9 protein-coding genes are annotated in these 13,831 nt (G+C 62.0%); 7 read left to right on the plus strand and 2 right to left on the minus strand.

From position 1 onward, the window contains the following. Positions 1-647: 647 nt before the first annotated feature. From lexA to AB7S84_RS05635, 7 genes are all read left to right on the plus strand, one after another. The gene (lexA, locus tag AB7S84_RS05605) at positions 648-1,304 is read left to right on the plus strand and encodes a transcriptional repressor LexA (protein ID WP_020876793.1); all 657 of its coding nucleotides are present in this window, start codon (positions 648-650) and stop codon (positions 1,302-1,304) included. 12 nt (positions 1,305-1,316) lie between these two features. Beyond that, positions 1,317-2,231, plus strand: a complete 915-nt coding sequence (locus AB7S84_RS05610; RefSeq protein WP_020876792.1) for a DUF72 domain-containing protein — start codon at positions 1,317-1,319, stop codon at positions 2,229-2,231. Beyond that, a complete protein-coding gene (locus AB7S84_RS05615) occupies positions 2,207-3,370 on the plus strand; it encodes a DNA polymerase Y family protein (protein WP_428153338.1) in 1,164 nt (387 codons plus the stop codon). Before AB7S84_RS05610 ends, AB7S84_RS05615 begins: the two co-directional genes overlap by 25 nt. Beyond that, on the plus strand, positions 3,370-6,459 hold the full coding sequence (locus AB7S84_RS05620) for a DNA polymerase III subunit alpha (RefSeq protein WP_020876790.1): 3,090 nt from the start codon (positions 3,370-3,372) through the stop codon (positions 6,457-6,459). Before AB7S84_RS05615 ends, AB7S84_RS05620 begins: the two co-directional genes overlap by 1 nt. A 279-nt stretch (positions 6,460-6,738) precedes the next feature. Beyond that, on the plus strand, positions 6,739-8,814 hold the full coding sequence (locus tag AB7S84_RS05625; RefSeq protein ID WP_428153341.1) for a molybdopterin-dependent oxidoreductase: 2,076 nt from the start codon (positions 6,739-6,741) through the stop codon (positions 8,812-8,814). Between the two features lie 116 nt (positions 8,815-8,930). After that, entirely contained in the window at positions 8,931-10,388 is a 1,458-nt protein-coding gene (locus AB7S84_RS05630) for an NAD-dependent succinate-semialdehyde dehydrogenase (RefSeq protein ID WP_020876788.1), read from the plus strand. Between the two features lie 174 nt (positions 10,389-10,562). Beyond that, positions 10,563-11,072: a GNAT family N-acetyltransferase gene (locus AB7S84_RS05635; RefSeq protein WP_020876787.1), complete on the plus strand. Its 510-nt coding sequence runs from the start codon at positions 10,563-10,565 to the stop codon at positions 11,070-11,072. A gap of 292 nt (positions 11,073-11,364) precedes the next feature. On the opposite strand, the gene AB7S84_RS05640 is transcribed toward AB7S84_RS05635, so the two are convergent. Beyond that, positions 11,365-11,592 (minus strand): response regulator, encoded by a 228-nt coding sequence (locus tag AB7S84_RS05640; protein ID WP_020876785.1) that lies wholly within the window; start codon positions 11,590-11,592, stop codon positions 11,365-11,367. Further along, entirely contained in the window at positions 11,558-13,474 is a 1,917-nt protein-coding gene (locus AB7S84_RS05645) for an ATP-binding protein (protein WP_428153344.1), read from the minus strand. Before AB7S84_RS05645 ends, AB7S84_RS05640 begins: the two co-directional genes overlap by 35 nt. Positions 13,475-13,831: the final 357 nt, after the last annotated feature.

Genomic DNA, 13,831 nt, shown 5'->3' on the forward strand with positions numbered 1-13,831 from the left:
CCAGTCTCGCCTGAACGGCCTCGACCGCATCGCCGGTGTCTCCTTTTTTCAGTATCATGACGTTGCCTCCTTCAGACGGAGCCGGATGTTGCAGCCGCTCACCGTCGCTTTTAAACAACGTTTCGATTTTCAGCGTATTCTTACGATGCCGTACCATTTGACAGGTGTCGCAGGCAAAAGAAGATTCAGGAAGGATCCTGACGGGGATGGGCGGAAGAGACAACCGCGGGAAATATCACTGCAGAAAGGCATTACGATAAAACCCTGTCGATAAGTTTGGAGTATATGCATAAATTTGTCGAAGTCAAAAAAAAATCGCTTCAACCGCCGGAGAGGCAACCCATTCCATCGTTGGGGGAGAAGTCGGATATATTGTAAAAACTCAACTTTCGACTTTCATAGGCCGGCACCTCTATCCGGTTACCATCATGAAAGTCGAAAGTTGAAGTAAAAATATATTTACATAATATATACATTCATGTTGACATTCTTATCCTTCAGGATTAATTTCGCGTTATCTATACCGGAAAGAACTGACGATTCCCCGTGTTCGAATCCAATGCCTGTTCGATGGGGGTGCATACTGCTGCTTTTCGACAGTTCGGTTCCCGAAAGTCGAACACGTTGTAATGCTGAGAAGGTTTGGAATGAAGCCGATATCGTCCACCGATCTGACGGAAACACAGCGCAGGGTTCTGGCATATCTCCATCGGGAGATCCGGTCGACCGGGCGCACGCCGAGCCTGAGAAAAGCGGCCGGGGACCTGGGGATCAGCCACGCGGCCGTGGGGCGGCTGATCAAGGCTCTTGAAACCAAAGGATATCTCCGGCGGGAAGGGCGCTACAGCCGTGTCCTCCACATCCTGAACCGTGCCGACGAGACCGCGGGTCTCCATCGTTTCCGCGAGGTCGCCGTCATCGGCCGAATAACGGCGGGGCTGCCCATGTACGCCCAGCAGGAGTGGGCGGGGACGGTGGTCGTCGACGCTGAAATCTACCGGGGGCGGGACCTTTTTTCCCTCCGGATCCGGGGGGATTCCATGCGGGGTGCCGGCATCTTTGATGGCGACATCGCGGTATGCGAGCCCCGGCAGTTCGCCGAAAACGGTGAGATCGTCGTGGCCCTGATTCACGGCGACGAGGCCACGGTGAAGCGGTTTTTCCGGCGCGGCGACCACATCGAGCTGCGCCCTGAAAACGCCGCCTACCAACCGACTCGGTACGCATTCGACGAAATCCTGATCCAGGGGAAGGTTGTGGGCGTGGTGCGCGGCCCGAAAGGCATTCCCCACCGGCCGGTTTGACGGGAGCGTGTCATGAGCGGGCGAGCCTGTGAGATTTTCGTGGGGACCAGCGGCTATTCCTATCCCGAGTGGACGGGGGCGGGCTTTTACCCTCCGGGAATGAAGCAGCGCGAGATGCTCGCCTTCTACGCCGGTCGGTTTGCGGCCGTCGAACTCAACTTCACCTGGTACCAGATGCCAAAAGCCGACGCCCTCGACCGAATGCGGGGCCAGGTGCCCCCGTCGTTTCTTTTTGCGGTCAAGTTGAACCGGACCCTGACCCACGAGGTGTCGCCCGGGGAATGGCCCGAAAACGCCCGGCGCTTCCGGGAGGGGATTGCCCCCCTGGTCCAGTCCGGACAGTTGGGGGCGGTGCTGGTCCAGCTGCCGCCCTTCTTTCACCGCACCCCTGACCGTCGGCGCTACCTGGCAAATCTCCTGGAGGCCTTGGACGGCCTGCCGCTGGCCGTGGAGTTCCGCCACGCATCGTGGGCCGCGGAAGCCGCCGCGGAAAAGGTGGCGGCTTCCCTGGCGGCCCGCCGGATCGCTCTGGTCGCCGTGGACGCACCCCGCCTGCCCGGTCTCTATCCGCCGGTGCCCCCGGCGCCTGTCGGCAGGATCATCCCCCCCGCGTTCTTCTATCTCCGGCTCCATGGTCGGAACGCTGCCGGATGGCGTTCGGGCGTCATGCAACGGCAGTTCGATTACGACTACAGCGAGGCCGAGCTGCGGGAGTGGACCGAAGCGCGGATTCCCGCCATGGTTGACCGGGCCGCCCGGGGATTTGTTTTTTTCAACAACCACGTCCGGGGTCAGGCCCCGCGGAATGCAGAGGCCCTGGCGGCGCTTCTCGTTGCCCGAGGGCTTTCCTGCAAACCGCCGCCCGGCCGCTTTTCGCCGTGCGGGTTATCGGAGGAACTGCCGTGGACCGGGCCGTCATCCACCTGAACGTGGCTGATTTCGCGGTGTCGGTGGAGCGCCTCATCGACGCCCAACTCCGGGGACGACCGGTGATCGTGGCTCCCGGCGACACACGCGCCGCCGTGTACGACATGAGTGACGAGGCTTTCCGGGCGGGGGTCCGCAAAGGGATGTCCCTGGCCCGGGCCGTGCGGATCTGTCGGCGTGCGGTCGTCCTTCCGCCCCGGCCGTCAAGATACGAGCAGGCCATGACGGCGGTGTGCCGACTGGCACGCCCGTTCTCTCCCCTCATCGAGTCGGGCGGAAACGACGGCCACCTCTTCGTGGACGTCACCGCGTCGGGACGATATCTCGGGCCGCCGGTGGACATGGCCTGGCGCATGCAGCGGGAGATCAGAAGACGCCTCGATCTCGATCCCATCTGGGCCGTGGCATCCAACAAGCTGACGGCCAAGGCGGCTACGCGGACGGTCAAGCCCGCGGGCGAGGCCATCGTCGGGGGCGGTGAAGAGGCCGATTTTCTGGCCCCCCTGCCGTTGGGCCTTCTGCCGGGCATCACCCCGTCGGACCTGGTCCGGTTTCGGGACTTCAATTTTGATCGCGTGGCCGACGCCCAGGCCCTCGATGCCGACCAGATGCAGGTGGCCTTCGGGCGTCGGGGGCGGATTTTCCACGACCTTGTCCGGGGCGTCGATCCCTCGCCGGTGGCGCACATGAACCAGCGGCCGCCCCGGGTCGCGGCGGCACACGCCTTCGGGGGCGACACCAACGACGATCGGATTCTGGATGCGGCGCTTTACGGACTGGTGGAAACGGCGGGTACCGCGCTGCGGGAGCGTCGCATGACGGCCCGGCGGATCGGGGTGATTCTCGACTATGCCGACGGGGTGCGGTGCGCCCGGCGGCAAGCGTCCGCCGTGGGGACGGCCGACGATCCGGCCCTCTACGCTTTGGCCCGAGGGGCCTTTGGGCTCGCCCGTGTCCGTCGGGTCCGGATCCGTCATATGAGCCTGGTCTGCGATCGCCTGGTCTTCCCCTCGGGGCAGATGAGCCTGTTTGACGACGGGGGCAGCCTTCGGCAGGCGCATCTGGGAGCGGCCCTGGATGCGATCCGGCGCCGCTTCGGTCGGGACGCGGTCCGAATGGGGCGGACCCTGCCTGTTTAATGTTTCACGAACCGGAACACAAGCCCATGCGTCTATCCGAAACAGCCACGCCGGCCAAAACACCTGCCCTGGTGCCGCTCGTCGTCCGATCCGGCTTTTCCCTCATGTGGGGCACCGCGACCCCGGCGGCCCTCTGCCGAAGGGCCCGGACGCTGGGATACCGGCGCCTCGCCATGACCGACACGGACAATCTGTACGGGCTCTGGCCGTTTCTGGCGGCCTGCGATCGGGAGGGAATTCAACCCATTGTGGGGGCCGAGGTTACCGAGCCGGGATCCCGGCGCCGGGCGGTCTGTCTGGTGGAGACACCGGCGGGCTACGCCAACCTGTGCCGGATACTCACCCGGCGGCACCGGGCGGCCGTCTTCGATCTCGGCACTGCCGTGGCCGAGCTCGGGGCGGGACTCACGGTGCTTACGGGCAACCCCGGACTGATCCGGAAATGGCGGGATGCCGGGCTCACCGTGGCTGCCGCCGTGCCCCGGTATCCCGTGGCTGCCGTCCACCCCCTCGCCAGGGCCGCCCGGGATATGGCGGTTCCCTTGGTCGCCGTGCCCGGGAGCTTTCTTCTCGATCCGGCGGATGCCGCCGTCCACCGTCTGCTCCGGGCTATCGCGGGCAACACGACCCTCTCGGGCGTCCCTTCCGAAGACTGCGCCCCGAAGGCGGCCTGGCTGGCAACGCCGGCGGTGTATGCCCGGCGCTTTCAGACGTGCCCGGAAACGATCCGGGCGACGCACGATCTGGCCGAGCGGTTGGTCTTCACCCGGCCCGGTTTCGGTACGATCATGCCCCCCTGGGAGAACGGGACGGGCCGGGGTGCCGATGCCGAGCTCCGGGTCGCAGCCTTTCAGGGGGCCCGGCAGCGCTACGGCCAAGACCTGCCCGAGGCCGTGACCACACGGTTGGCGTACGAACTCCGGGTGATCGCCGACAAGCGGTTTTCCGCTTATTTTCTCGTGGTGCGGGACATCGTGGCCCAAAGCCCCCGGATCTGCGGCCGGGGATCGGGGGCCGCCTCCCTGACGGCCTACTGCCTGGGGATTACCAACGTCTGTCCCATCAAACACCGCCTTTATTTCGAGCGGTTTCTGAACCCGGGACGGAGCGACCCGCCGGACATCGACATCGATTTCGCCTGGGACGAACGCGATGCCGTGCTCGCGTCCGTTCTCGGGAAATTTTCCGGCCGGGCGGCCCTGGTGGCCAACCACGTGCTGTTTCAGCCCCGGATGGCGGTTCGGGAGACGGCCAGGGTCTTCGGCCTGCCCGAAGGGGAGATCCGTCGAGTGATCCGCCGCGTTCCCCGCTACAACACGGGAGACGGATCGCTTCTGGATCATATCCGGTCCCGGCCCGAATCCCGGGATCTCGACCTCGCGTCCCCCTGGCCGGAGATCATCAGCCTCGCCGAACGCATCATCGGCCTGCCCCGCTACCTTTCGGTCCACCCCGGCGGCACGGTCATTACACCCGGGCCCATCGACCGCTACGTCCCCATCGAGACGGCGCCCAAGGGGATTCCCGTCATCCAGTGGGACAAGGACGGGGCCGAGGATGCGGGCCTCGTGAAGATCGACCTTCTGGGCAACCGCAGCCTCGCCGTGATCCGGGACGCCGTGGTCGAAGTCCGTGCCGCCGGTGCAGTCTTTGACGAGCGGAACTGGGTCCCCGAGGACGACCCCGCGACCCGTGCGATAGTGGCGGCGGGCCGCACCATGGGCTGTTTCTACATCGAGAGCCCGGCCATGCGGCTTCTCCAGCAAAAGACCGGGCGAGGGGATTTCGAACATCTCGTCATCCACAGCAGCATCATCCGTCCGGCGGCGGGCGGTTGCATCCGGGAGTACATCCGGCGGCTTCACGGGGAGGTATGGACGCCCATCCACCCCCTCCTCGCCGACGTGCTGGGCGACACCTACGGCATCATGGTCTATCAGGAAGACGTCTCGAAAACCGCCGTGGCCCTGGCCGGCTTTTCCCACGCCGATGCCGATCGGCTCCGGAAAATCCTTTCGAAGAAAGATCGGGAATACCACCTTGGCGATTTTCGGGAGCGATTTTTCGCGGGGGCCTTGAAGCGGGGCGTGCCGACCGACGCGATCGAACGCGTCTGGGAGATGATCATGAGTTTCAGCGGCTACTCCTTCTGCAAGCCCCATTCGGCTTCCTATGCCCGGGTCTCGTTCCAGGCGGCCTACCTCAAGACCCATTTCCCGTCGGCTTTCATGGCCGCGGTCATCAGCAACCAGGGGGGATTTTACAGCACCTTCGCCTACGTCTCCGAAGCCCGGCGCATGGGGCTCAAAATCCTGCCCCCCGACGTCCGAACCAGCGGCGTCCGTTGGGCGGCGGCCGGGCCTGACGCCCTCCGGGTGGGGCTTGCCGCGGTCAAGGGGCTTACGGCGGAGACCTGTCGGCGCACGGTCGTCCGACGCCCCTTTGCGAATTTGTCGGATTTTCTGTCGCGGGTGCGGCCCGACGCGGCCGAAGCCCGGGCACTGGTCCGGTGTGGCGCCCTGGACGGTCTCCTGCCGGGGGCGAACCGGGCCGCCCTGATGTGGGCTCTCGCCCGCTGGGAGCAGCAGGAGCGATCGCTTAGCCTTTTCGAAGACGAGGCGACCATACCGGTCTTGAATCCGGACGCCGAAATCGTCCGCCTCCGCCGGGAGTTCGCGGTTCTCGGTTTCCTGTGCGACCGTCATCCCATGGCCCTTTTCGAGGGGAATCCGGCTGTCGTGGGAACCGTGAAGGCCGATTGCCTCGACCGTCATGCGGGACGGCGGGTCAGCGTCGCCGGATGGCTGATTACCGGGAAGACGGTCCGGACCCGCCGCGGGGACCCCATGGAGTTTCTCTCCTTCGAGGACGAGACCGGCGTTTTCGAGACCGTCTTTTTCCCGGAAGCCTACGATCGCTTCTGCGCAATCCTCGAGGTGAACCGTCCCTATGTTCTCTCCGGCAAGGCGGTGCGGGAGTGGCGGGCCGTCACGCTCACCGTCGATGGTGTCCGGCCCTTGGCGGTTCGACCGATAGATCCGCGGCGATGCGCCGAAATAGAGTGTCCTTCCCACCGATCCCGAACATGAATCCCTTCCTCAATCTCCATGTTGACAGGAAAAAGAAACCTGTGATAAGTTTCCTTAATTTCAATAAAATAAATTGTGTAGCGCCAGGCATGATATAAAAATATAGCATGATCAGCACAATTATGTGAGAGGATATCGATAGATCTGCCGCTTGCGGGAAGGCGTCCGGAGCGGCAAGCGAAATAAAAATGTGGCACATCGAAATAAAAATGTGGCACAAAACGGTATAGCGTTCTGCTTGCGGAAAAACGTCCGGAGCGATGCGTCAAGGAGAGAAATATGGCGACAGAAAAGGTCTACAGTGTTTGCGGCATGTGTACGGTTCGGTGTCCCATCCAGGCGGAGGTGGAAAACGGTGAGGTCCGTTTCCTCCAGGGGAATCTCCACGTGCCGGCCATGAAGGGGGCGGTCTGCCCCCGGGGGGCCGCGGGCATCGCCCTTATCAAGGATCGGGAGCGGCCCCAGGCGCCGATGATCCGGGAGGGTGCCCGAGGCGAGGGAAAATGGCGGACCGTCACGTGGGATGAAGCCCTGGATCATGTGGCCGGGAAGCTGATGGAGATCAAGGAGCAGCACGGCGCCAGAGCCATCGCCTTTTCCGACCGCGGCGGTCCGTTTCGCGACTTTCACCGGGCCTTTCTCAAGGGACTGGGCACGCCCAACTACTGTAATCACGACACCTCATGCGCGCGGAATGTCCAGCACGCCTGCATCTCCGTTACCGGCATGGGGCGGAAGGGGGTGGCTTACGACCTGAAGAACGCCCGACACGTGGTGCTGCAGCTCCGAAACATATTTGAATCCATCAACGTCCAGGAGGTCAACAATCTCATGGACGCCATGGAATCCGGGTGCAAGCTGACGGTCATCGACATCCGGGGAAACGTATCGGCCGCCAAGGCGGATCGTTTCTTCATGGTTCGTCCCGGCACCGACTACGCCTTCAACCTGGCCGTCATCCACGAGCTTCTGGCCAGGGAGCTCTATGACAAGGATTATGCCGACAAATATATCAAGGACCTCAACGTACTGAAGACGTTCGTCAAACCCTACACGCCCGAATGGGCGGAAACAGAGACGGGCGTGACGCCGGAGGCCCTCCGCCAGTTCGTCCGGGAGCTCGCCGCCGCTGCGCCGGCCGTGCTCTGGCACCCCGGCTGGATGACGGCCCGCTATACCACCTCCTTCTACGTGAGCCGCACCATCTACATCATCAACGCCCTTTTGGGATCCATCGGCGCCAAGGGAGGGCTTCCGATCGTCAGCAAGCCCGGGGACGTGGGCCGCAAGGGGCTCAAATCTTTCATGGATCTCTATCCCAAGCCCGAAGATAAGCGGGCCGACGGCGCCGGCTGGCGCTACCCCCACCTGGAAGCGGGACCGGGCCTGCCCCACCTGCTCTTCAAGGCCATGGAGACCGAAGATCCCTATCCGGTGAAGGCTTATATTGCTTACCGCCATGATCCCCTCATGGGATTTCCCGATCCGGATCGGCTCAAGCAGATGTTCGATCATCTCGACTTCATGGTTTCGGTAACCTTTTCGTGGTCGGACACCGCCTGGTATTCCGATGTGGTGCTGCCGCTTTCGCCCTATCTGGAGCGGGAGAGCATCGTGGCCGCCAAGAACGGGGTCAAACCCCAGTTCTTCGTTCGAGACCGTGTGCTGGAGCCCCGCTACGACACCAAAGCCGACTGGGAGATCATCGCGGGCCTGGCCAGGCGGATGAACCTCCCCGAGCTGGCCTACGAGTCCATCGACGACATTCGCAAATTCCAGCTGGAAGGCACCGGCGTCAGCCTGGAGGACTTCAAGGAAAAGGGTTTTGTGGCTCTCGCGGATCAGCCCAGCTATCCGCCGCCCAAATTCAAGACGCCCAGCGGCAAGTTCGAGATCGTCTGTGAGATGTTGGAGAAGCAGGGGCTGCCGTCCCTGAAGCCCTATGTCTCGCTCCAGCGTCCCCCCGAAGGGCAGTTCCGCCTGACTTTCGGCCGATGTGCGCTGCATACCCAGGGACATACCGCCAACAATACCATGCTCGCCGAACAGATGCCCGAAAACGAGCTCTGGATCAACACCGAGGCCGCGAAGAAGCTGGGCCTCACCGACGGCGGGCGGGCCAGGGTCAGCCGCAACGGCTATTCGGAGCAGATCAAGGTCAAGGTGACCGACGTGATACATCCCGAGGCGGTCTTCGTGGTCCATGGGTTCGGCCATCAGCTTCCCGTCGAGACCCGTGCCTTCGGCAAGGGGCTTGCGGACAACAAGTTCATGCAGGGCGGCCTGGATCTCTGGGACCCGGCCGGCGGCGCCGTCGCTTACCAGGAGTTTTTTGTCGAGGTGACCAAAGCCTGATTCCCCGTGATGGTGCGGGCACCTGTGCCCCTCCCATGCAATTGACATGACGAGCCGGGTTTTCCCAGAGAGTGACGGGGGAGCCCGGCTTTTTTTTACCGAAAGGAGAAAACGCCATGGTTAAACTCACCGAAACCCGGTTGCTCCGTCAGCAGTGCTATATCAATGGCGAATGGCAAAGCGCCGCCGCCGAGGCGACTTTTCCCGTGACCAACCCGGCCGACGGCGCCGTCCTGGCCGAGGTCCCCGACATGGGGACCGAAGAAGTCCGGGCAGCCGTTGGCGCGGCCCAGGCGGCATGGTCCGGGTGGCGGGGCAGAACCGCCGGCGACCGGGCGGCTGTCCTGCGCCGCTGGTACGACCTCATCATGGCGAACCAGGAGGACCTGGCAGCCCTCATGACCGCCGAGCAGGGCAAACCCCTGGGCGAATCCCGGGGTGAGATCGCCTATGCCGCATCCTTTGTGGAATGGTTCGCGGAGGAGGGAAAGCGCATATACGGCGACACGATTCCCGCCCACCGAGCCGACACCCGGATCGTGGTGATCAAGGCACCGGTGGGGGTGTGTGCCGCCATCACCCCGTGGAACTTTCCCTCGGCCATGATCACCCGCAAGGCCGCCCCGGCCCTGGCGGCCGGCTGCACCATGGTCGTCAAGCCCGCGGGCCAGACCCCCTTGTCGGCTCTGGCCCTGGCCGAGCTGGCCGACCAGGCCGGGATTCCCCCCGGGGTTTTCAATGTCGTCACCGGAGATTCCGCCGTCATCGGCAAGGCCCTGACCGACGACCCCCGGGTGCGCAAACTCAGCTTCACCGGCTCCACCGAAACCGGCAAGCTGCTCATGCGCGCCTGCGCGGGGACCGTCAAAAAGATCTCCCTGGAGCTGGGCGGCAACGCTCCCTTCATCGTTTTTGACGATGCCGACCTGGACCGGGCGGTGGAAGGGGCCGTCAGCTGCAAATACCGCAACTCCGGCCAGACCTGCGTCTGCGCCAACCGGATCCTGGTTCAGGATGCCGTATACGACGCCTTTGTCGGGAAATTCACCGCTGCCGTAAAATCCCTCAAGGTTGCCGACGGCTTCACCGAGGGGGCCGAGCAGGGTCCCCTTATCGACATGAAGGCCGTGGAAAAGTCCGAGCGGCTCATCCGGGATGCCCTCGACAAGGGCGCGACACTCCTTCTCGGCGGAAAACGTCACGCTTTGGGAGGCACCTTTTTCGAGCCGACGATCTTAGGAAACGCCGTTCCCGCCATGCGGATTGCCGCGGAGGAAACCTTCGGTCCCGTGGCGCCGGTCTTTCGGTTCAGGACCGAGACGGCGGCTGTAGATCTTGCCAACGACACCCCCTACGGCCTGGCCGCCTATTTTTACAGCCGTGATCTGGGCCGTGTCTGGCGCGTCGCCGAAAGTCTCGAATACGGTATGGTCGGCATCAATACCGGCATTATCTCCACCGCCGCGGCCCCCTTTGGCGGCATCAAGGAGTCGGGCATCGGCCGGGAGGGATCACACTACGGTATTGACGAGTATGTGGAGATCAAGTACCTCTGCATGGGAGATGTCGGCTAGTACGGAATCTTTACGCAACTTCCGACTTTGATGGGCCGGCGCCGGGAGAATACGCCCCGCGCCCCGCACGGTTTCGTTCAAGTGTCGCTGAAGCTTGCTCCGGGCGGCCCGGTTGCAGCTGTCTTGGGAGAGGATTGATGCGGCGGATGAGCGCCCACAGGCAGGACAACAGTGATGAACAATGAACTCGATTATTCGATAGAGAACGGATACGTGCCCGGCGCCATCGGCCGGATATCCGAACTTCACGGTGTTTACTACCACGCGAACTGGGGGTTCGGCCTTTTTTTCGAAGCCAAGGTCGCCACGGAAATCTCCGCCTTTCTCAGCCGATACGATGCAGCCCGTGACGGCATATGGCTCGCCGTTGTCGACGGCCGCGTGGAGGGCTCGATCGTCATCGACGGCATCCACGCTTCGAGTGAGGGGGCCCACCTGCGCTGGTTTATCCTGTCCGATCCATTGAGAGGAAGGGGCGTCGGCCGGCAGCTGATCAACCGGGCGGTCGATTTCTGTCGACGCAGGCGATATCCAAAGGCATACCTCTGGACCTTCGAGGGGCTCGATGCCGCAAAACACCTGTACGAAGATGTCGGTTTCAGAGTGGTCCGACAGCATCGGGGCGTTCAATGGGGCACCGAGGTCAACGAGCAATACTGCGAATTGACCTGTCGCCGCGTATGACCGCCCCGGTCCGAACTTTTCTGAATAGCGGTCCGGATCAATGCGGGATGGCCGGCATGCAGGAGCGTATCGCGGCGGCGTCCTCCGGCAGCGGGCCGTCTCATATGTCGCGACAGTGTCGATTTTCGCCTATCTTTGGCATCAACCGGGCAATCATGTGTTCGAGTGTCTTGAGGTTGAACGGCTTGATCAATGCCGCCTGGAAACCGTGTTTTCCAAATTCGGCAATCACGGGGTCTTCGGCGTATCCGCTGGTCACCACCGCAATAACGTCCGGGTCCATATTTTTGAGTCACTTCAGGGTTTCTCGTCCTCCCATTCCCCCACGAACGGTCAAATCGAGAATCACGAGATCGAACGAACTGGGGGTTCGCAGCGAGCGGGAATAGCGATCGAGGACTTCGGCGCCGTCCTTCACAGCGGTGACGTCATGCCCCAGGTGTTCGAGCATCCGAGTTCCGGTCTTGATTAACGCACCATCATCCTCAAGCAGCAGCACACTGATCTTCCGGGTTCCCATTTCCGGTTGATCCCCCGGGCGGTGCGTCGTTGGGCCCCGCGCTCAGCGCGTGCAGGAAAAAGCTTACCGTGGTTCCTATACCGGGCTCGGATTCGAACAGGATGCTTCCCCCATGCTTTTCGATTATCGAATGGCATACGGCCAGTCCAATACCGGTTCCTTGTTGGGCACCGCGGATCTTGGTGGAAAAGTACGGATCGAACACGCGGGGTATATCCTTTTTCGAGACGCCGACGCCCTGGTCCCGGACCGAGACCTTGACAAAGTTCCCCAGTACCGGTGCTGTGGTGTCCATCTCAGTCAACGTGACATTCTCCGCACTTATCCACAGCGTACCGCCGTCCGGCATGGCCTCCCGGGCATTGGTGAGAATGTTGTTGAGTACCTGCCAGATCTGATTCGAGTCCACGTCTGCCATCCAAAGGTCTTCGGGAACGTCGTATTCGCATCTGACGGCCGTGCCGCTCAGCGCGAAGCGGCACGAGTCCAATATCAGATTGCGAATCGATGTGGCTTCCAGAATCGGGCTGCCGCCCCTGGAAAAGGTCAGCAGTTGACCGGTCAGTTTCCGGGCCTGTTCCATTGCCGTCAGCGAGTTCGCCAGCCGCCGCTCGGCATTCGAATCGGCTTTGATCTCCATCCTGGCCAGTTCGATGTTGCCAAAGACCGTCATCAGCAGATTGTTGAAGTCATGGGCGATCCCGCCGGCCAGCAAGCCCAGCGACTTCATGTGCTCAACTTTTCGTTTTTCTTCTTCATGCTTGACCCGGAGGGTGATGTCGCGATTTATGCCGCGGTACCCGACGAGCGTATCCGCATCATCAAAGACCGGTTCACCGTTGGTCTCTATGATACGCTCCGCCCCATCCTTGTTGAGATAGGCGCTGATCAGCCGTTCGAAGGGCTTCCCACCGGACTTGTTTGCGTTGAAGATGTCTTTCGCTCGTTTCGCATCCTCCGGCGGCATGAAGCTATAGAACCTGCACCCCAACACTTCCTGATGGGCATACCCCAAAATGGATAGCACGCTGGGACTCGAGTAGGTGTATCTGCCATCCCGGTCCATTTCCCATATCCAGTCACTCGAGGACTCGACCAGGTTGCGGTAGCGCTCCTCGCTGATGCGCAATCGCGATTCGGCCTGCAACCGTTCGTCAATTTCCCGTGACAGTTCTTCATTGGCGGTCCTCAGCTCAGCGGTTCGCCTGGCCACGGTCTTTTCAAGATCCTTCTGGGTCAACCGGAGTTGTGTTTCGGCTTTTCTGCGCTCTTCGATTTCGAGGATATTCTCATTCCGCAGCGTCAGAGACTCAAGGATCATTCGCGCCGTGTTGGCGGAAATTACAAGGTATGCCGCACCATAAATGAGCAGCATCGACCCCATGGCCAGATGCAGACTGTCGCCGCGGATAATGAACAGGGTTGATAATGGGAGACAAATCAGAGAGATAAATATTCGGAAGGTTGCCTTCAACGGGGCCATCGAACTGGATGCTCCGGCAATCAGGCCGCCAAGAACGAACGCGATGAAGACATTCGTCTGCGGCGATTTGCCGGAGTAAAAAAGAAGCGGTGCGGCCCCCCAGACAACGCCGGAAAGTATCGCACCGGAGGCGTAGCGGCGCAGCCATTGTTCGGGGGAGAGCCGACGCTCCGGACGGCGTCGGTGCCGGTGGTACAGCATGAGCCGCAGCAGGGAAACGGTATACACTGTCGTCAGCCAGGAAAGCAGGATTCGTGCGGGAAAGAGGTCCCAGAGCACCAGGACCATCAATGCGGAGAGCAGAAAGCTGGTGTAAAGGGCTGCCGGGAACTGCCTGGAAACATGCTCGGCCAGTTCCGGCAGCAGGTAATCTTCCCCTTTTTTAACAGGTTGCAGCATGTTTTCAATCCCGGGTGGGGTGTTTCAATTGTCTGCCGGCGATCACTTTTGTCCAAAAAAGATTTGCGGAAGACGATCGGGGTAAGCCATTGTACGCGTCTTTCAGTCTTCAGTCTCAAACCGGTTGCCGTCACGAAAGCCGAAAGTTGAGGCCCCGCTGAAGCGGCTCGGCTGCCCTGCCGGTACTGCTTTCCGGTCAGCATGACGGAAGCCGGAAGTCGGGGTCATATTTATTCTTGCAATCCTCGTTCCCCCCACTTAATATGACAGCTGTTCAGCATCGGCCGCGTCACCGGAACACGCGTCTCGGGTTTCACTCGTTGCCGGTCGCTTCGGATACCCTGCGTTATGCACCAG

The sequence above is a fragment of the Desulfococcus sp. genome (genome assembly GCF_050178255.1).
Classification (GTDB): Bacteria; Desulfobacterota; Desulfobacteria; order Desulfobacterales; family Desulfococcaceae; genus Desulfococcus; species Desulfococcus multivorans.